The 18,055-nt window shown below is 60.5% G+C and carries 29 protein-coding genes; 24 read left to right on the forward strand and 5 right to left on the reverse strand.

The genetic code is table 11. The features are described from left to right. Positions 1–97 precede the first annotated feature (97 nt). From ACNFBR_RS26380 to ACNFBR_RS26400, 5 genes are all read right to left on the reverse strand, one after another. Positions 98–295: a hypothetical protein gene (locus tag ACNFBR_RS26380; protein WP_416737448.1), complete on the reverse strand. Its 198-nt coding sequence runs from the start codon at positions 293–295 to the stop codon at positions 98–100. Positions 296–615: 320 nt separating this feature from the next. Further along, complete coding sequence (locus ACNFBR_RS26385) at positions 616–816, reverse strand: hypothetical protein (RefSeq protein WP_416737449.1); 201 nt, start codon at positions 814–816, stop codon at positions 616–618. Positions 817–879: 63 nt separating this feature from the next. Then, positions 880–1,113, reverse strand: coding sequence for a hypothetical protein (locus ACNFBR_RS26390; protein ID WP_416737450.1), 234 nt, complete (start codon positions 1,111–1,113; stop codon positions 880–882). 506 nt (positions 1,114–1,619) lie between these two features. Next, positions 1,620–2,003, reverse strand: a complete 384-nt coding sequence (locus ACNFBR_RS26395; RefSeq protein WP_416737451.1) for a hypothetical protein — start codon at positions 2,001–2,003, stop codon at positions 1,620–1,622. 22 nt (positions 2,004–2,025) lie between these two features. Beyond that, the gene (locus ACNFBR_RS26400; RefSeq protein ID WP_416737452.1) at positions 2,026–2,742 is read right to left on the reverse strand and encodes an XRE family transcriptional regulator; all 717 of its coding nucleotides are present in this window, start codon (positions 2,740–2,742) and stop codon (positions 2,026–2,028) included. A gap of 107 nt (positions 2,743–2,849) precedes the next feature. Between ACNFBR_RS26400 and ACNFBR_RS26405 the strand changes: the two genes are divergently transcribed. From ACNFBR_RS26405 to ACNFBR_RS26520, 24 genes are all read left to right on the forward strand, one after another. Continuing rightward, complete coding sequence (locus ACNFBR_RS26405; protein WP_075044575.1) at positions 2,850–3,053, forward strand: transcriptional regulator; 204 nt, start codon at positions 2,850–2,852, stop codon at positions 3,051–3,053. Positions 3,054–3,083: 30 nt separating this feature from the next. Then, a complete protein-coding gene (locus ACNFBR_RS26410) occupies positions 3,084–3,284 on the forward strand; it encodes a hypothetical protein (RefSeq protein ID WP_103444649.1) in 201 nt (66 codons plus the stop codon). An 18-nt stretch (positions 3,285–3,302) separates the two neighbouring features. Continuing rightward, the gene (locus ACNFBR_RS26415; protein ID WP_416737453.1) at positions 3,303–3,509 is read left to right on the forward strand and encodes a hypothetical protein; all 207 of its coding nucleotides are present in this window, start codon (positions 3,303–3,305) and stop codon (positions 3,507–3,509) included. A 152-nt stretch (positions 3,510–3,661) separates the two neighbouring features. Beyond that, complete coding sequence (locus ACNFBR_RS26420) at positions 3,662–4,390, forward strand: Rha family transcriptional regulator (protein WP_416737542.1); 729 nt, start codon at positions 3,662–3,664, stop codon at positions 4,388–4,390. Then, positions 4,387–4,842: a hypothetical protein gene (locus ACNFBR_RS26425; RefSeq protein ID WP_416737454.1), complete on the forward strand. Its 456-nt coding sequence runs from the start codon at positions 4,387–4,389 to the stop codon at positions 4,840–4,842. Before ACNFBR_RS26420 ends, ACNFBR_RS26425 begins: the two co-directional genes overlap by 4 nt. Beyond that, positions 4,839–5,738 (forward strand): helix-turn-helix domain-containing protein, encoded by a 900-nt coding sequence (locus tag ACNFBR_RS26430; RefSeq protein ID WP_416737455.1) that lies wholly within the window; start codon positions 4,839–4,841, stop codon positions 5,736–5,738. Before ACNFBR_RS26425 ends, ACNFBR_RS26430 begins: the two co-directional genes overlap by 4 nt. Then, complete coding sequence (locus tag ACNFBR_RS26435; RefSeq protein WP_289713881.1) at positions 5,728–6,531, forward strand: hypothetical protein; 804 nt, start codon at positions 5,728–5,730, stop codon at positions 6,529–6,531. The genes ACNFBR_RS26430 and ACNFBR_RS26435 overlap by 11 nt, the downstream gene beginning before the upstream one ends. Then, positions 6,528–6,926, forward strand: a complete 399-nt coding sequence (locus tag ACNFBR_RS26440) for a recombination protein NinB (RefSeq protein WP_416737456.1) — start codon at positions 6,528–6,530, stop codon at positions 6,924–6,926. The genes ACNFBR_RS26435 and ACNFBR_RS26440 overlap by 4 nt, the downstream gene beginning before the upstream one ends. Continuing rightward, positions 6,926–7,522 (forward strand): recombination protein NinG, encoded by a 597-nt coding sequence (locus ACNFBR_RS26445; protein ID WP_416737457.1) that lies wholly within the window; start codon positions 6,926–6,928, stop codon positions 7,520–7,522. The genes ACNFBR_RS26440 and ACNFBR_RS26445 overlap by 1 nt, the downstream gene beginning before the upstream one ends. Next, positions 7,519–7,668 carry a hypothetical protein gene (locus ACNFBR_RS26450; RefSeq protein WP_165605142.1) on the forward strand — a complete coding sequence of 50 codons (150 nt, stop codon included), beginning with the start codon at positions 7,519–7,521 and terminating at the stop codon, positions 7,666–7,668. The genes ACNFBR_RS26445 and ACNFBR_RS26450 overlap by 4 nt, the downstream gene beginning before the upstream one ends. Next, positions 7,659–8,249, forward strand: a complete 591-nt coding sequence (locus ACNFBR_RS26455) for a hypothetical protein (RefSeq protein WP_416737458.1) — start codon at positions 7,659–7,661, stop codon at positions 8,247–8,249. Before ACNFBR_RS26450 ends, ACNFBR_RS26455 begins: the two co-directional genes overlap by 10 nt. Before the next feature lie 405 nt (positions 8,250–8,654). Next, on the forward strand, positions 8,655–8,966 hold the full coding sequence (locus tag ACNFBR_RS26460) for a hypothetical protein (protein ID WP_019751350.1): 312 nt from the start codon (positions 8,655–8,657) through the stop codon (positions 8,964–8,966). Continuing rightward, complete coding sequence (locus tag ACNFBR_RS26465; RefSeq protein WP_416737459.1) at positions 8,966–9,235, forward strand: hypothetical protein; 270 nt, start codon at positions 8,966–8,968, stop codon at positions 9,233–9,235. The genes ACNFBR_RS26460 and ACNFBR_RS26465 overlap by 1 nt, the downstream gene beginning before the upstream one ends. A 99-nt stretch (positions 9,236–9,334) precedes the next feature. After that, the gene (locus ACNFBR_RS26470; protein WP_416737460.1) at positions 9,335–11,080 is read left to right on the forward strand and encodes an anti-CBASS protein Acb1 family protein; all 1,746 of its coding nucleotides are present in this window, start codon (positions 9,335–9,337) and stop codon (positions 11,078–11,080) included. A 38-nt stretch (positions 11,081–11,118) separates the two neighbouring features. Continuing rightward, entirely contained in the window at positions 11,119–12,009 is an 891-nt protein-coding gene (locus ACNFBR_RS26475; RefSeq protein WP_416737461.1) for a phage minor head protein, read from the forward strand. 3 nt (positions 12,010–12,012) lie between these two features. Further along, positions 12,013–13,125, forward strand: a complete 1,113-nt coding sequence (locus ACNFBR_RS26480; protein WP_416737462.1) for a DUF2213 domain-containing protein — start codon at positions 12,013–12,015, stop codon at positions 13,123–13,125. Beyond that, positions 13,125–13,640 carry a hypothetical protein gene (locus ACNFBR_RS26485; protein ID WP_416737463.1) on the forward strand — a complete coding sequence of 172 codons (516 nt, stop codon included), beginning with the start codon at positions 13,125–13,127 and terminating at the stop codon, positions 13,638–13,640. Before ACNFBR_RS26480 ends, ACNFBR_RS26485 begins: the two co-directional genes overlap by 1 nt. 10 nt (positions 13,641–13,650) lie before the next feature. Beyond that, positions 13,651–14,628, forward strand: a complete 978-nt coding sequence (locus ACNFBR_RS26490; protein ID WP_416737464.1) for a major capsid family protein — start codon at positions 13,651–13,653, stop codon at positions 14,626–14,628. Positions 14,629–14,637: 9 nt separating this feature from the next. Beyond that, positions 14,638–14,997 carry a hypothetical protein gene (locus tag ACNFBR_RS26495; protein WP_416737465.1) on the forward strand — a complete coding sequence of 120 codons (360 nt, stop codon included), beginning with the start codon at positions 14,638–14,640 and terminating at the stop codon, positions 14,995–14,997. A gap of 45 nt (positions 14,998–15,042) precedes the next feature. Next, entirely contained in the window at positions 15,043–15,480 is a 438-nt protein-coding gene (locus tag ACNFBR_RS26500) for a DUF4054 domain-containing protein (RefSeq protein WP_416737466.1), read from the forward strand. Further along, on the forward strand, positions 15,471–15,974 hold the full coding sequence (locus tag ACNFBR_RS26505; protein WP_416737467.1) for a hypothetical protein: 504 nt from the start codon (positions 15,471–15,473) through the stop codon (positions 15,972–15,974). The genes ACNFBR_RS26500 and ACNFBR_RS26505 overlap by 10 nt, the downstream gene beginning before the upstream one ends. Then, entirely contained in the window at positions 15,974–16,393 is a 420-nt protein-coding gene (locus tag ACNFBR_RS26510) for a hypothetical protein (RefSeq protein WP_416737468.1), read from the forward strand. The genes ACNFBR_RS26505 and ACNFBR_RS26510 overlap by 1 nt, the downstream gene beginning before the upstream one ends. After that, a complete protein-coding gene (locus ACNFBR_RS26515) occupies positions 16,386–16,943 on the forward strand; it encodes an LIC_12616 family protein (RefSeq protein WP_416737469.1) in 558 nt (185 codons plus the stop codon). Before ACNFBR_RS26510 ends, ACNFBR_RS26515 begins: the two co-directional genes overlap by 8 nt. Then, positions 16,927–18,054, forward strand: coding sequence for a DUF3383 family protein (locus tag ACNFBR_RS26520; protein WP_416737470.1), 1,128 nt, complete (start codon positions 16,927–16,929; stop codon positions 18,052–18,054). The genes ACNFBR_RS26515 and ACNFBR_RS26520 overlap by 17 nt, the downstream gene beginning before the upstream one ends. The last annotated feature ends 1 nt before the right edge of the window (position 18,055 follow it).

Genomic DNA, 18,055 nt, shown 5'->3' on the forward strand with positions numbered 1-18,055 from the left:
TCCGGCGAGCTCTCACTCACCGCCGGCGGCATCCGGTTGTCGTACTCAAACTGTGCTGCTCGAAGTGCGCCCATAGTCGCCTCCAGATGATCCGTGGTTACTCGTAGTCGCCTTCGTCGGCGGCATAAGCACCAGAATTGGGATGGTTGTGATCCTCTTCGCCGCAAACACGGCACTCGAGGTAGCTGCAGTCGAAAGTGCCGCCAGGCACTGAAGCGTCACCGCCCCAGTCGCTGACGTACTCCCAGTCATGGTCGACTTCTCCGTCAACGACCTCGCATTTGCTATCGCTCATGGCGACCTCGTTAGGTTGTGCAACCGCATTGGTCAGGCGCAGGCGCGGGTGACCAAACCCACCGTGAAAGGTGGCCTGGCGCCTGCCTAATGCGGTCGAAGTGAAGGGAAGGGGATGCGGGATGCATCGGAGATTGATCGGAACACCAGGGCGCTACTCCTGCTTGGTTCCCGCCGCGTTTCTGGTATTGGCCGTCTCGCATTTACCGGCTCAGGAGGTTCACGGGTCTTTGCGATCCTAGCGCTGCAGCTCGCTTGAGCACGCTCCGATCAATCTCCGATGAACCATGCGATGGGGAGCAGGGCATCGGGCAGTTAACGTCAGGCGGACGGGGCGCTTTCAGCCTTCGCCGTGGCGCTTGCTTGCTGCTCTACCAGCTTGCCGATGAGCACTTTCCGGTCTTCAAGCGAAAGGCTCCATGCTGCGTAGTAGATGCCTTCGTCGATGGCGCCGTCGTACTCCATGGTGGAGTTCGGATCCCAGAGCTTGTACTTGATGCGGTTGGTTGGCCGCTTCGCCATCGTCTTGCCCTCCAGGGCGGTTGATTTCCCGTCTGGCCCTGTCGCCAAGGCCAGCCAGTGAAATCACTTTATGCCTGCGGCAAGCCGGAATTCTTTCCAGTCTGCTTCCGTTACATGGGTGGTTTCGTCACCGATGTCTTTGCCGCGGTCGATGTCGTCAACCGGAGTCTTCGGGTAGAAGTCGCCGTGGGTATCTGGCGATCCCCGTACCTCTCCATCCGGATCACAGAAGAAGTGATCGATTCCTTCGGGCCATTCGCTGACCTCGCAGCCCAGTACCGCAATCAGTCTTGCCATGCTAATTCCTCCAGTGGATTCCCAAAGCACCCGGTCGCCCAGGTGCTTCAGTGAATCTCGTGGTGTTTCCTCACTGCTCGCGCTGTGCCAGGTGCTGACGCCCGTTCTTAGGGCATCCCAGCAGGGAGCGTTCGCAGCGCAACCCTCCATCCGCTTTCCGTGGCCCGGCCTGTGTTCCTGCCGTGCTGACGTTCCGCCTGACTTCGAGCTGGCCAGTTCCAGAGCTGGCATGGGGATCGAATTTATTGCTCGCGCTGTACCGTTGCCGGGATCGATCCGCGAGGTTCCCATCAATGTGAAAGAGCGGTGAGGCTTGAGGGCCTCCCGAGGGGCTGTGTGGCGCCTCGATGGGTTTAAATCTACAACCTAAAGTTACAGTGCGCAACCCTTTTGGTTGTAGTTTTTTTCGTAAAGGTTGTAAGTTGTTCATTGGCTTAGACTTTTGGTTGTAGTGGCAGGCGCAAAAAAGCCCGCACTAAGCGGGCTTCGATCTGTTCTGGATTCTCTCAGCTGCACCTGCTGAGCATGAATTGCGAAAGCGACAGCTGAGCAGCTGTCATATCCAGCGGTTTTACATACACCTTTTCGCCAACCGCCTCGATCTTGTAGTCGATAGAGAAAGCTGCATCACCCTTGCCGGCAATGTAGAGAGTTGCCAAGCCCTTGCTGGCCAGCGCCCAATCGCTTTTCACCGTTACGGTGTCTATTCGGGCCATTGCCCGACAGGTTTGGCTTGACTCTGCTAGCTCATCCACAATCGTTGCGCCGAGCCTGCGCACGAGCTTCTCGCTGGTCAGCTCAAAATTTTTATGGCCATCCCACAGAACGGAAAGATAGCCGCACCCAATCAGTAGGACGATAAAAGCAGAAAGTTTTTTCAGAAACGACAAAATCGCACTCCTTTGCGGCTGGCTACCAAAGAACGGAAGACCAGAAAACCTTGCCTTTGATGTGAATGTTCTGGTCGACCATTTCCCGGGCGGTGTACTCCTCGTCCGGATGCTCGTCACGATTGTAGCTCCGCATTCTAATACCTCCGCCAGGCAGTCGGTAAAGCATCTTCACGCGAAGCTGACCATCATGGTCGATGGCGTACATCTTCCCATCCACAACTGCAGTGCTGCCCTGGTCTACGCCGACGGTGCTCTTGTCAGGCAGTACGGGCTCCATGCTGTTTCCGCTGACCGTCACACACACCGCGTCGTCTGGCTGTACCCCCTGCTTACGAAGGGTCAGTTTTCCAAAGCGGAGTTTCTGCTTATGGGACTGTTCAACCACTGTCCGGCCGCTGCCGGCGGATAGCTCCACTTCCTTGAGGAAAGGCACGTAAACCTCATCGTCATCCAATGGCGTGTCGTCATCCCAGGCATCGATAGGGCCCAGGATTGAGGCATTGGAGTTGGGATAGCCGACCGTGCGGGACGGAACATCCTCTCCGGTTATCAGAAACGCGACGGTGGTAGAAAGGGCAGATGCCAACTCATCAAGACGTTTCCCTCTAGGGGTAGACACCTCTGCTTCCCACTTCTGTACTGCCTGCGGTGTAACCGAAAGCCTGCGTGCAAGCTCTGATTGATTCAGGCCGGCCTGTTCTCTTTTTCGCGCTATGCGCTGACCTAATGTACTCATCCTCAAATGATGCAACCACAGGTTGTAAATATCACTGTGAATCTCAGTTGTAGTTTTTCCACGGCTGCGATAACCTTTGGTTGTAGTTGTAACTTTGAGGCGTAAAAATGACAGAGCTACCTATTTGTAGAGCGGCCAAAGCCGCTGGCGGCCAATCCGCCCTCGCTCGAATCCTCAAGGTCACGCCTCAAGCGGTGCAGAAAATGTGCGCCTCGGGTCGTGTGCCGGCCGAGCGAGTTTTGGAAATCGAGAAAGCCACCGGTGTTTCTCGCCATGAGCTGCGCCCCGACATTTACCCGTGCGCCGCCTAACCCACCCCACAAGCAAGGAGCAAGACCCGCATGTACGCCGACCAATCCCATAAGCGTGATACGCCTCGGAAGGTCCGTTTCAACAAGACCCTGGATCGCATCCTGGCCAGGGCGGCAGAGCGAGCCGAAGAGCAGCACGCCACCTACCTCTACCTGATGATCGAGTGGGCGGTTGAGAACGGCGCGATCGAAGCCTTGAGCAAGGACGACAAGCAGTCTAGCGCGGCCTAGAGGCCCTATGGAGGTCACGTGGCTGAAATCGACTACGAGCACCTGAGTTATGGTGCGAAGAGACAGATCAGTGCTTTTGCCCTCAGTAAGGGCTTAAGCATCGACCAGGCGCTTGAGGCTGTTGCTATCGAGTTCCTGGCCATGGGTGGTCCGAGTCGCCTCGGAAGGCCCAAAGCACAGGTAGTCCAATTGGTCCCGAAAGAGGGCCTCAAAAGTGACACCTAAAACGCAGGCGCAAAAAAACCGGGCGGCCACCCGGTTCTTTGTACTGCATTCGTAACGCTTGAGTGAGGTCATCATATATGCACCAGACCATCCAAAGCAATACCGTGGCCCTCGCGCCACAAAATGCGAACCACGATTCTGTGGCGCGCACGATGTCATCGCGCGAGATCGCGAATCTTACCGGCAAGCGTCACAACAACGTGAAGCGCGACATCGCCGCCATGCTTGCTGACCTGAAAGAAGATGCGCTCAGTTTTGAGCACATCTACCTGGACGGGCAGAACCGAGAGCAGGTTCAGTACTTGCTCGATCGCGAGCACACGGATTGCCTGCTGACCGGGTATAGCCCGGCCTTGCGCATGAAAGTTATCCGCCGCTGGCGAGAGCTGGAGGGCCAATCCGAGGCCCGCCAGGCCGTCATGGCCAATGGCACCAAGGTGATCGGCGAGATCGCAATCATGGAGTGCTTCACGCGTCTGTTGAAGCCTGCCGCATCGTGCCGGATGCAGATGCTGACCAAGATTGCCGAGAACAACGGTCTCGACCCGAAATTCCTGCCCAGCTATGCCGTGGATGCGCCGCCAGATGCAGATGGCGGAAGCTCGTTGCCAACCAAGGCCCTGACCTCCTTGCTCAAGGACAACGGCATCCGCATGTCGCCCGCGTCGTTCAACAAGGCCCTGCAGCAGGCCGGCCTGCTCAAGGTCATGCAGCGCAAGAACTCCAAGCAGGAGACGGTCACGTTTTGGGCCATCACTGACAAGGGCCTTCGCTACGGCAAGAACCTGACAAGCCCGCAATCGCCTCGCGAGACGCAACCTCACTGGTACGTGGATCGCTTCCCTGAACTGGCCGAGATGGTCAGGAAGGGGCGCCCATGAAATACGTGACCCTTGTTGTAGAAGATTCTGCCGAGCCGATTCACCTGGGCATGGCGCTGGCTGGTGGTCGCGTTACTGCGGCTGGTATCGGTGACTATTCCCTGTACTGCGACTTAATGGAGGCCGCGAAGGATCTCGTGCTGCTGATCGAGGACGGTGCGCTCACACGTGACGCAGTTCTCGAAGCTGCGGCTCAGAAGGTGCGCGACCTTGTAACCGCACTCGACGACACTGGGGATGGTCTCAATTCCGAGCATGGCGCATTGCGGATTGACGCCAAGCGGTATCGCTACATGCGCGACTTCCCCTACAACAACTCAGCCAGGGCGGTAGGGATCACCGATGGCCGCCATTTCTGGCTTCAGCACGACGCTGCCGACCAGGCCATCGATAAGGCGATGTCCGATGACGCCGAGCTTCTTGCGTGCATGGCCAGGGAGCACGACCAATGAGCATGGAACTGATGGTCAAGGCCATGAAGACCAAGGTCGGCAATCCGCTGCGCAAGCTGGTGCTCATCAAGCTGGCCGACAACGCCAACGACATGGGCGAGTGCTGGCCGTCATACCAGCACGTTGCCGATCAGTGCGAAATCAGCAAGCGCTCGGTCATGAACCATATCAACACCCTGTGCGGTGCCGGCCTGTTGCGCAAGGAGATCCGCAAGGGCGGCCCAAAGGGCAACTCCTCGAACGTCTACTACCTGACTTTGAGTGGTGCAGCAGATTCACTAGGGGTAGTGCAGCAGATTCACCAGGGTAGTGCAGCAGGTTCACCCCCTAGTGCAGCAGATTCACTAGGGGGTAGTGCAGGAGCTGCACCCAGAACCAGTCACTCTTTTGAATCAGTAAAGGAACCAGTCACTGAACCAGTTGCGACCCAGGCTGAAGCCGTGGTCGCGGAGGGTATCGTGGTTCCGTTTACGGCTCAGCAGCCGCGCTGCGAGATCCCAGCAGATATGCCAGGGCCGAAGGACCAGTCCTGCAAAACCTTCAAGGCGTGGGCCAACTACGCCATGGCCTACCGAAATCGTCATGGGGCATGGCCGGTATGGAACGCCAAGGCCGGTGGCCAGATCGGCCAGTTGGTGGATCGGCTCGGCATCGACGTTGCCCATCACGTCGCCGCGTACTTCGTCAGGATCAACGACAGCAAGATTGTCAGCCGCATGCACAGCCTTGGCGACCTGCTCCAGAACGCCGAGGCGTACCACACCCAGTGGTTCACCAATCGCCAGATGACCGGCACCACCGCCCGCCAGATCGAGCACACCCAAGCCAACTTCAGCGCTGCCGAGCAAGCCCTGGAAGCGCTGCGAGCCAAGAGGGCTGCAACCCATGTTGAGTGAAGACCAGCAAGATCAACTGCTGCTGTCCCTGTTCGCCACCGCCGAGGTGATGGGGCAGCAGCTCACCCAAGGTGCCGCGGTGCTCATGGTCGAGGATCTGCGCGAGTACAGCGAATCCGTGCTGGCCGATGCGCTCCGCACCTGCCGCCGTGAAGGTGGTCGTCTGACCGTAGCCGCGATCCTGAGGCACGCGCAGGCCGCTGATGGCAGGCCTGGCAAGGACGAGGCATGGGGTATCGCCATGGCAGGCTTCGACGAGCGCGAAACCGTGGTGCTGACTGACGAAATGCGGGTGGCCATGAACTCGGCTGCCGCTATCTTCGAAGCTGGCGACAAGGTTGGTGCTCGAATGGCCTTCATGAGCGCATACGAGCGTCTGGTGGCTCAGGCTCGTGCAGAGGCCCAGCCGGTCAACTGGGGCGTATCCCTCGGGTTTGATCCAAACAGTCGAACCCAGGCCATTGAGCGCGCCGTGCGCCTGCAATTGCTGCCCCCGGAGCGCGCAGCCTTGTACCTGGCTGATCTGCGCACAACCCCGATCACCGAGGACGGCCAGGCCATTGCAGGTCTGCTCACCGGTGAGGTTCGCGCCCAGGCCAGCCCCAAGGTGCGGGAGAAGATCGCTGAAGTGCGCTGCATCCTTGAAGCCGCCAAGGCCAAGAAAGACCGCCAGCGCGCCAAGGAAGCCCAGCGCCGCCGGGTCGACACCTACCTACGCAAGCGGCAGACACGGGTCGCCATTGCTCAGTTGAACATCAAGCGCGCCGGGCAGCCGGCCGGGGAGGGGGTGTGACTGAGTTCCTGATGCGAAGCATGGGCGACGTCAACGCGCTGCTGGGGCGCCTGCAGGCCCAAGACTTCACCAAGCCCAAGCTGATCGTCATCCGAGACGAGAAGCGCCCGGACGTCTGCAACCGGAAGATGTGGGCCATGCTCCGCGACGTCTCCCAGCAGGTGGAATGGTACGGCCGCAAGCTCACCGCTGAGGACTGGAAGCACATATTCAGCGCGGCGGTGCAGAAGCAGGATGCGGTGCCAGGCATCGACGGTGGATTCGTCGTCCTGGGCGTCTCGACCCGCAAGCAGTCACGGAAGTGGTTCAGCGACCTGTTCGAAGTGATGCACGCCTTCGGCGCCGAGCATGGCGTGCGCTGGACTGAGCCGGATCGGTGGGGAGGGCGGTACTAATGCTCGCCAAGGAGATCAAGCCGAAGAGGTGCAAGGCGCCCGGTTGCGGCCAGCACTTCAAGCCGACCATGACCACGCAGAAGGTGTGCTCCATCGCCTGTGCGCTGGCTATGTCGAAGGATTCGAAGGTGCAGAAGGTGGCGGCCAAGGCCATCACCCGGCAGGCCCGGGAAGACCTCCAGGCGCGCCGGGAGAAGCTGAAGTCGAAGGGTGACCACCTGCGGGAGGCCCAGCAGGCTTTCAACGCATATATCCGCGAGCGGGACCGCCTGGCGGGGTATCGCTGTATCTCCAGCGGTCGGCCACTCGACTGGAACGGCAACGCGGTCGATGCCGGGCACTACCGCAGCACCGGTGCTGCGCCGCATCTGCGATTCGACGAGAACAACTGTCACGCCCAGTCGAAGCACGACAACCGGTATTTGTCCGGCAACGTGGCGGATTACCGCATCGGCCTCATCCAACGCATTGGCCTGGAGGCTGTAGAGGCCCTCGAAAGGGACCAATCAGCCCGGCGCTACACGATCGAAGACCTGCAGGCAATCAAGGCCCTGTACAGGCAAAAACTCAAAGACCTGAGGAGGGCGGCAGCATGACGCCGGCATGGGGATTCCTGATTTTGGCCACCCTCATGGTTGTGGGTGGAGTGGCGTTGTCCTGGGCGGGCGCAGTGCGCCGCAAGCGATATGCGGAAGAGTTCCTGGTGCGCCGGGCGGAGAAGAGGGCAAAGGCATGCAACTGAACAGCGCGCGTCAATCCTGGCATGACTGCCTGTATATCCCGTGGGACAGCCAGGGCGTCTTTATCGAACAGCTTGGCCTGCTCGGCGCAATGGTTCAGACCACGGAGAAACAGCGGAAGGCAAGCCATGCTGTGCACCAGGCCCTGGCCGGCGGTGTGCAGGCGGCAATCTTCAAGCTCCCCGGAAGCCTCCGCGCCTTCGGCAACTTCATGTACGCCCCCGACTGCACAGACGATGAGCGCGAAGTTGCGGAGGAAGCGATCTTCGGCATGGCCATGGCCAAGTCTGGGCGCATGACCGCGGCAAAGCGTGAGCGCTGCGAGTACGTGTGCAAGGGCGTGATGTTCCGGTACCGCCGCATGCACCAGGGCGGGCAGTCCTCAGCTCAGGATCCTTTCGCCAGTGCGGAGTGGTTCAAGCGGTGGATCGACGAAACCTATGGAGTGGCGTTGCCGTCCTGTGCCTGGGCCCGTGACTGGGAGCCTTTCGTGCAGATCTGCTTCGAGGTCTGTGAGGATCTGGACAAGCGTGCACTGTCTCCGGTGGCGGCCGCAATTTACGAAATGAAGGAGGCCGCTTGAGGGCCTATTGCGTTCCCGCACGCGTAGTGGCACTATTTGTCCATTGTTAAAGTTTTGCCTTTGGCAAACATCCATCAGAACCCGGCCCTTGCGCCGGGTTTTTTGTTTGTTCTGAGTGGTGCGGAACCCACAGCCAGGGTGGCCCGAAAGGGATGCCTGGACGCGGATAAGCCGGTAGCGCCGCGATGCAGAAAAACACCGGCAGCCCAAGATCCCGTTCCTCACATGCTTCACGGGGTGCTTGAGGTGGATTCGGCGAGACCGATGCAGCAGGGTGTCGGCGCGGACGAAGCCTATGGCGGACAGGATGGGAGAGACCCTCACAGATTTCGTTATGTGCTGCTCCGCACGTTTGCCCGGTCCCTCAATAGGGTCTCACCGGGCCTTTTCTTCTAGGAACAATTCATGGCCGAACCAGCAAGCACGACTGCCGGCGTCCTGCTGGTGAAGTACGGCGTGATCATTGGTGGCTTCGCGGGGGCGATTCTCTCGCTGACCTTCCTGCGCGGACTCACCCGGGGCCAGGCAGTCGCCGCCTTCTTCACCGGCTTCGCTTCGGCAGTTTTCTGCACCCCGCTTGCCATCAGCTACTTCAACCTTGGCACAAGCGGAGAAACCCAATACGGCGTGGCCTTTCTGATAGGCCTTCTGGCAATGAACATCATCCCGGTGCTGAAGTCGCTCGTGGGTCAGTTCGGAGCCAAGGGAGCTACCTGATGAGCTCGACCCTAATTTCAATGCTGATAGGCGCCAATGCGTTTTTGAGCGTGATGGTGGTGATCGCCGCGTGCGACTACCTGCGCCGGATCAGGCCGATGGATGAGCCGATGCTTGCTGTTGCGTTCTACCTGGTGGCCATCGGCGCATTCGGATCGTTCGTCCTGGCCATGAGCGGCCATGTGCCCACCCTGTACGGTGTGATCCTCAAGCTGGGGATCGTCCTGTATGCGGTAGCCCGGCGCGGACATGTATTCCAAGCGGGATAGCGCGCCACAAAATCATGAAGTGCCATTTCGTGGCGCGGAGAACAATCTGTGACCACATCAAAACCGCGAATTCAAGTGCCATCTGGCGGGGTTGTCCACATGGACAGTCTTTCCAACCTGGTAGCCAACATCGGCACCAACCGGGACAAGCGCACGCACAACCAGTTCGGGTTCCAGTTCGTCACGCCATATGAGCTTGAGGCGGCCTACCAGTCGAACTGGCTGGCTCGGCGCATCGTGGACAAGCCAAACGAAGACGCCCTACGTGAGTGGCGCACCTTCTCGGGCAAGGATGCGAAGAAGATCGCCGCCGAAGAGCGCCGCCTGGGCGTCCAGCAGAAGTACCTCGACGCATGCTGCTGGGCTGACCTGTACGGCGGCGCGGCCATGCTGATGATCACCGGCCAGGACCTGAGCAAGCCTCTGGACCTGAACAAGGTGAAGAAGGGCGGCTTGAAGAACATCGTCGTCTTCGACCGCTGGGACATCCAGCCGAGCCAGTTCAACTTCACCGATCCTCTGGCGGCTAACTGGATGCTGCCTGAGGTGTACACGGTCGTGAACGGCCAGCAGCAGATTCACTACTCGCACGTCATTCGCCGCACCGGTGCCCGCCTGCCGCGTCGTATGGCTCAGTTCGAACAGGGCTGGGGTGATAGCCGCCTGCGTCGCTGCATGGAAGACCTGCGCGACGTGGTGGCCACCAAGGGCGGTATCGCGTCTCTGGTTCTTGAGGCCAACGTCGACACCATATCGGTGAAGGGTCTTCAAGGCGCGCTTGCCAGTCCGCAGAAAGAGCAGATCACCGAGCGCTACCGGTTGTTCGGCATGCTCAAGGGAATCATCAACCTCGGGCTGCTGGACAGCGAACACGAGACATACGAGCGCAAGAGCATCACCTTCTCAGGCCTAAGCCAGATCATGGAGCAGTTCATGGTGTGGACTGCCGGCGCCGCCGAGATGCCGGTTACCGAGCTGTGGGGGCAGTCTGCTGCCGGCCTGAGCGCTACCGGGGACGGCGATCTCAAGACTTACCACGGCACCGTCAAGGGCAAGCAGGACGGCCAGATGCGCCGAGACCTTGAACGCCTGGATGAGGTTCTGCTGCGATCCGCCCTCGGCACCTACCCCGAAGACATCGAGTTCGAGTGGAATCCGCTCTACCAGAAGTCGAGCGTGGAAGAGGCTCAGGAAGACTTGGCAGACGCCCAGGCCGATGCGATCAACATCGAGAACCGCATCATTCGCCCGAGCCACGCCATGCGCCGCGCTCAGTCGAAGGGTCGATACGCAATCACCGACGAGCAGATCGCCGCCCAAGAGCAGCGAGAGAAGGACGAAGACAATGGCCTTGGCGCTGACGAGGACCTCGACAGCTTTGATCTCGATGCGAAGCCTACGACTGACGCAGCCCTTAATGGGTTCGTGTCGGTAAAGCCTGACAAGCTGTCAGCCAGCGTTATCGCAAAGCATGTGCTTGACGCTGGCGTGGGAAGCGGGGTTCTGGAGGGTGACCTGCATGTGACTCTGTTCTATGCCCGCAACGGCATCCCATCAGGGGCGCCAAGCGATGGCATGTATATCGCCAACCTGACGGACCAGTACGAGATCATCGGGCAGTCTCCATGGCGTGCACTGGTAGTCAAGCTGGACTCTCCCGAGCTGCAAGCGCGCTTCGATGAGATTCGCGCAACAGGGGCTGAGCACAGCTATCCCGACTACTTGCCGCACCTTAGCCTCAAGTACGACCCGACAGACGATGAGCTGGAGGCGATTCGAGCCAACCCCCTGCCGCTGACATCGATCGTTCTTGGTGGTGAAAAATGGAAGCCAGTAAAAAGCTGACCCCGCTTGAGGTGCTGACGGCGACGAACAAGGCGGTGATGGGGCGCAAGCGAAAGCCTCGCTCCCCTGATCCGGTAAAGCCAAGCCAAGACGCCGAGCGCTTCTATCTGGGCCAGCTGAATGGCTTGGTAAGGCTCATGTCGCGGCAGCTGTACGCTGTCCTCGCCCCTGAGCTGGCCCGGTTGAAGCCTCAGTACACTGCCGACAGCGTGACCACCATGGACGGATGGACCGACGACATACTCGCGGTGATCCGCCGGGTGTCGTCGACGTTCACCACCAACCTGTTCGATCAGCAGGCCCGACGGGTAGCGGCGGGCACCATCAGCCGGGCCGAGGCCGACAACGGCGAGGGCTTCCGCAGGTCGGTCAACCGCGCTGTCGGCGTGGACTTCGAACTGATCACCAAGCCCAAGGGCATGGTCGACTACCTCGAAGCCTCCACCGCCGAGAACGTCAACCTGATCAAGTCCATCCCCGCCGAGTATTTCCAGCGGGTGGAGACGATCGTGCTGGGCGGCATGAAGAGCGGCCTCGCTCCGACAGCTATCGCCAAGCAGATCCAGGAGCAGACCGGCGTGAGCGCCCGACGGGCCAGGCTCATCGCCCGGGACCAGGTGTCGCAGCTGAATAGCGACCTGACCCGCCAGCGGCAGACAGCGGCCGGCATCGAGTTCTACCGCGTCGAGACGGCCAAAGACCAGCGCGTCTCAGGCGACCCCAGCGGCAAGTACCCCAACGCCAAGATCAGCTGCTACGGCATCGCCAAGCAGGACATCGGCTACGGTCCGGGTGTGTACAAGGTCTCCGAAGGAGCCACCTGGCGCGGCGTCACCGGCCTGCACCCAGGCAAGCACCATCCGCTCTGCCGGTGCGTAGGGATATCCCTGATACCCGGCGTGAACTACTTCCCCGACAAGAACGGGTAGCACATGAAGAAAATGACCATCGACGCGGCCTTCACGCCGACGTCGCGCACTCGCACGCCTGAGGGTTACCTCTGCGTGAAGGGCATCGCGGCCCGCACGGGGGTTTACCAGTACGTTTCGACCGAACTGGACCTGCCGGGCCCGGCCCGCATCGTCAACGTCTACAAGCCCGCAGAAGAGCTATTCAGTCCCGAGTCGATGGCCACCTACGTCGACAAAGACGTGACCAACGATCACCCCGAGGACCTGGTCGACTCGACCACCTTCAAGGAAGTCTCCGTAGGCCACGTTCGCGGCGTTGAGCAGGACGGCGATCACCTGGTCGTCGACATGATCATCAAGGACCAGTCAGCCATCGACGACATCGAGTCGGGCAAGGCTGAACTGTCGCCTGGGTACACCGCCGAGTACGTCGAAGAGGCCGGCACCGCCCCGGACGGCAAGGCGTACGAGTACACCCAGCGCACCATCCTGAACAACCACATGGCGGTTGTAGAGGCAGCACGGGCCGGAAAGGTCGCCCGTATTTTTGACCACAAACCGAAAGGTACCCCAACCATGGCGACCCGGAAGCTCTTTCTGGACTCCAACAAAACCGTCTCCGTCGTGCTGGACGAGGAGCATGCAGTGATCGTCGAAGACGGCATTGCAAAGCTCATGAAGTCCCTCGACGAAGCCAACGAACGTGCCGACAAGGCCGAAGCCACCAAGGACGAAGCCGAGGAGAAGCTGGAGGAAGCCAAGAAGGCAACCTCAGACGCCGCCATCGGCGAGCGCGTCAAGCTCACCCTCGACACCATCGCCCTGGCCCGCAAGCTCGTGAAAGGCTTCGACGCCAAAGGCCTGGTCTCCCCCCTGGAGATCAAGCGCGCCGCGATGATGCAGCACAAGCCAACTCGCGACTGGGCCAGCAAGTCTGATGCCTACGTCACCCACGTTTTCGACTCGGCTGCCGAAGAGGCTGAAGAGAAGAAGACCGAGGACGAGGATGACGACGACAGCAAGTCGACAAACGACAGTCTCGCCAACCTGGCCAACGACATGAAGAACCGTCCGAAGCTGACCAATGACGGCTCCAAGGCCTACAACGACTTCCTGAACGGGGTGACCAAGTAATGGCAACCGCAATCGATACCTTTGGCCAGTACGCTGGCAAGGCCTTCGAGGGTCAGATCAACGACCTGTCGATGGCCGACATCACCACCGTAGTGGCCGACCTGGCCATTCCGTTCGCCCGTGCCGTCGTAGTTGGCTCGGCTGCCAAGCGCGGCAAGCTGCCTGTGGCAGCCGCTGCCATGTTCCTGGGTATCTCGGTACGCAAGACCGTTGGCGTGAGCTCCAGCTACATCACCGGCGATACCTCCAACCCAACCAACGGCAACGCCGTAGGCGGTTACCGCCTGGGTGAGGAAGTGAGCCTGGTCACTCATGGTCGCATCTGGGTCAAGACCGTTGACGGTGCCACCGTCGGCGCCCAGGTCTACGCCAAGCCAACCACTGGCGAGCTGACCAATGCTTCCACCGCTGGCAACCACGTCCTCGATGGCTGCACCTTCCTGACCGCTGCGGCGGCCGGTGAGCTTGCCCTGGTGCAAGTGAAGGCCATCAAACAAACCACCATTGCCGCCTAAGGAGCGACCTATGAGAACAATGGACGCTGCGGCCCAGGCGCAACTGGGCTTCCTGGTCGGTAACCTGACCTACATCGAGCAAGAGGTTCTGCGTCAGCCGTACCCGGAGATCAAATACGCTCGAATCATCCCGGTTGATACCTCCGCCCCGGACTACATCGAGTCCATCGGCTTCAAGGTGCTGGACTACAAGGGTGAGCCAGCGCCTATCGGTGACCTGTCGCACGACTTCCCCCTGGCCGAGATCGCTTCGAAGATCGGCGGGGTCGACGTTGTCCAGGCTGGTCTGGGCTACACCTACACCCAAATCGAAGTCGGCAAGGCCATGGAAATGGCCAATGCTCAGGGCTTCGGTGGTGCGATCAACTACCTGGCCGAGAAGCCAATCGCCACCCGCACCCTGACCGAGCAGTGGCTGGACCGTGTCGCCTTCGTCGGCGACGCCCGCTGGCCTTCGTTGGCCACTGGTGGCCTGCTGAAGTACCCAGGTGTGCCAGTAACCTCCAGCGGCACCCTGCTGGGTGGGGCGAACAAAACCATCGCCCAGATCCTGGCTGGTGGCGGCGAGACCGCAGCCAACGAGATCTTGACCTTGCTCAACAAGGCCATTCTCCAGGTCTATGCGGTGCAGACCAACTCGATCTTCCGGCCAACGCACATCCTGCTGCCGCTGACCGAGTACGGCCTGCTGACCACCTTCCGTATCCCGAACACCTCGGAAACCCTGGTCAGCTACCTGGAGCGCGTGCTGCAGATCACCATCGAGCCAATCCTCCAGGCGGCCACGGCCGGCGCTGGTGGCGGCAATCGTATGATGATCTACACCAAGAACGCCCAGTTCGCTAAGTTCCACCTGCCGATGCCGTACCAGCTCAATGCGCCAATTCCGTCGCATGGTGGCCTGCGCTTCGAAGCGGCCGGCGTGGTTCGTACCGCGGGCACCGAGTTGCGAGTGCCAGCCTCCCATCTCTACGTCGACAACATCTAAGGGGGTCGCATGGCCAAGCCGAAGAAAGACGACGATGCGAAGGTGTGGACCAACGTCAGTGCCAACCCGGTGATCCTGAGCGACGGCAGCACTGTCGCTCCGGGCGAAGCCACCACCGAAGCCCAAGCCGCGCTGATATCGGGCTCCTGCTGGGAAGAGTGGCGGGTTCTGGTGCCAGGCTCCGCCGAGCAGAGCTTCGCTGCTGATCAGCAGATTGACGAACTCCGCCAGGAGAACGCCCAGCTTCGTCAGCAGCTCGCCGATGCCTCTAGCGCCGCATCCAGTGCCGCGGCAGAACACAGCGAGGCTGTTGCCAAGCTCAACCAGGAGATCGAAGCCCTCAAGGCCCAGATCAAGCCTGCCGAGTAACACAGAGCCCCTGTCTGGGGCTCTACCAATTTTGAGGCACGCGACATGGCTGAACTCGACATCGAGGTGACGCCCGAAATAGTCGCGGACTTCCGCGGCTTCTACGAAGAGTTCGCAGATCCGGCTAAGTGGTCAGACCCGAAAATCACTAAGGCGCTGAACATCGCCAAAGGCGAGCTTGGTGCCTGCCGCTGGGACAATGACTACAGGCCCTATTCATTCCTGCAGCGCGGGTGGTTCGCCCTCGCAGCGCATTACCTGACCTGGAATGCCGCTACATCTGCCGCGACCAGCGCTGACGGTAGCGCTACGACGCCATACGCCACGGCCAGCAAGAGCGTGCGCGATGAGTCGGTGTCGTACGCCGTTCCAAGCGCGAACGCCTCGCTAACGGCTTGGGAGGCAGCCCTGGCTATTACTCCTTATGGACTCGAGTACCTACACCTTCGCGACAGGGCCGGCATGGGAGCGATATGCGTATGATCCGGCCGACCGTCAGCCTAATAGGCCGCCAGCAGGTAGAGCAGGCCATGAAAGAGCTGGCCCAGCGCCTGGAGCGAGATCAGCGCGTGCTAGTCGGCGTACCAAAGGGGGCTGGAACCTACGAGGATGGGTTGACTATCGCCACCATCGCCGCGGTTAACAACTTCGGTTCGGCTGACGGTCAGATCCCGGCTCGCCCGTTCCTGCAGCCCGCTGTCGAGGAAGGCGCGCCGGTCTACCGAAAGCTGGCGGAGGTCATGCTACCCAAGGTGCTGTCCGGTGAAATGGAAATGCAGACCCTGCTCGAGCAGATAGGAATGCTGGCCGAAGGGCACGTCAAGCAGAAGATCACAGACCTGCGCACGCCACCCAACGCCCAGTCGACCATCGACAAGAAGGGTTCGGATAACCCACTGATTGATACTGGCGCCCTGCGCCAGTCGATTCGCTACGTCATTGACGATGGCACCGATCCTCTTGAGGAGGGCATCTGATGGGCCTGAACATGCGCGGCCACGTCAGCGGCCCTTTCGTGTCGCACCGCGGCGTGCAGAGGATGCGCTACAGCAGCGAGATCATCGACTTCGTCCCGAAGCTGACCCAGACGCTGCTCGACACGTTCGACGCCAACGTCCAGCCGGCCAGCGACAAGGAGATCGAGTTTCTCCAGATCGGCGCTGAGCGGATCAACGACATCCGAGTCATCCACCGCAACGACGGCAAGGGCATCGAGGTATCCGCCCCGGGCAACCTGGCCGACATCCTCGTATTCGCCGAGACGCCAGACCAGCCCGCCACCTGGTGGAAGGCCATGGCCACGGATTACCGCCCCTGGCACAACTTCTGCCGAGCGGTGATCGCCAAGCTGGACCCGGCCGAGATCAAGAAGCTGCAGGGGTACGCCAATGGTTGACACCATCGCCCTAACGAAGACGGTGTGCCAGGTTGTTGTCGCGGCCACCGGCCTTCCAGCCAACAAGGTGATCATCGGCGACCCGGGCACTTCAGCCCCATCCGGCACCTATGCCGCCGTGCGCATCGACAGTCCAGCCCAGTTCGGCCAGGCGCTCAAGGCGCAGCGCAACGTGCCTGCCACCGATGATCCTCGGTTCGAGGACATCATCGAGCGCGTGGCCACCCAGTTCACCATCGGGTTCAGCATCAACATCTACCGCGCCGGCGCAATGGGCCACGCCATGAGCCTCTGCGAGGCAAACAAGCGCGAGCCGATCAAAAGCGTCTTGCGCAAGGCAAAGCTCGGCTGGTCCCGCGTATCACCCATCAACAACCTCACCGGCCTCTACCAGGCGGCCATGGAAGAGCGCTCGCAGGTCACCCTGTACCTCTACGGCGAATCCATCGCAGAAGACCGGATCAACCGGATCTACCGCGTCGGCTTCGAGGTTCAAACCGAACAATCTGGCGCCATTGCGCAAGGGGAAGTAAATGCCTTATCCGGCTGAGAACATCATCAACATCGTGACGAGCATCCGCGCGGCCGGCCTGGGCACTGCCAACTTTGGCGCTGGCATGGTGTTCGCTGATTTCGACTCTTCGAGCGACGCCACCTTCGCCGAGGGCAGCTACCGAGATTACGGCAGCGCCTCTGCTGTGGCTGCCAACTTCAACATCGCGTCGGACCCCTACCTGGCGGCATTGGCTTGGTTCTCGGCGGTGCCGAAGCCGAAGTCTCTGCGAATTTACTTGCGTATCGAGACCGACACCCCAGTCGAGTCGCTGAACGACGCGATCAACAAGCGTATCTGGTTCTATTGGTACGAATTCGAGACAAGCATCCGAGCGACAGACGCCGACGTTCTCGCTCTGATCGCGGCCGGGGATGCTGCCGGCAAGTACTACGCCGGCACCACCAACCAGGCCCTGGTGCGGGACCCATCTTCCTCTGCTGACATCGTCAGCAAGGCCAAGCTGCAGGGTTCTCGCCGGGCGCACATCCTCAGCCACGCCACGGCGCCCTATGCCGGGTTTGAGCTTGGAGCGATCTTCAGCAGGGTTAACTTCAACGCTGCTAACTCGACTATCACTGGCGAGTTCAAGAAGCTGCCAGGTGTAACCGCCGAGGACCTGACCCTGACTGCGTACGGCGCGATGAAGGCGAAGGGCGCGCCGTTCTATACCGTGGTCGAGACTGGCGGCCAGAGCGACGCCGGGCGAGTGATCAACTCGAAGTCCACATCGAGCTATGGCGAGTTCATCGACGACGTGTTCAACCTGGACGGCTTCACCAATGCCTTGTTGGTCAATGTGTACAACGCCCTGACCGGCGCCAAGAAGCTTGGACAGGTTCCGTCCGGCCAGCAGGTACTGATCGACGCCGCAGCACAGATTGGCGAACGCTTCATCGGCAACGGCTACCTTGGGCCGCGCACCTATACCAATAGCGAAACCGGTGATGAGGCGCTCAGCGATGGCTACGAGATCCTCAGTTCAGCGAACGACATCCTCGATCTGACCGACGCCGAGCGCGCTGAGCGCTTCTCGGCCCCCATCATCATGCGTGTCTTCCCGGCAGGCGCCATCCACGCAGTCGACATCAACGTGGATGTCGAGTAAG

The sequence above is a fragment of the Pseudomonas sp. NY11955 genome (genome assembly GCF_048068035.1).
GTDB lineage: Bacteria > Pseudomonadota > Gammaproteobacteria > Pseudomonadales > Pseudomonadaceae > Aquipseudomonas.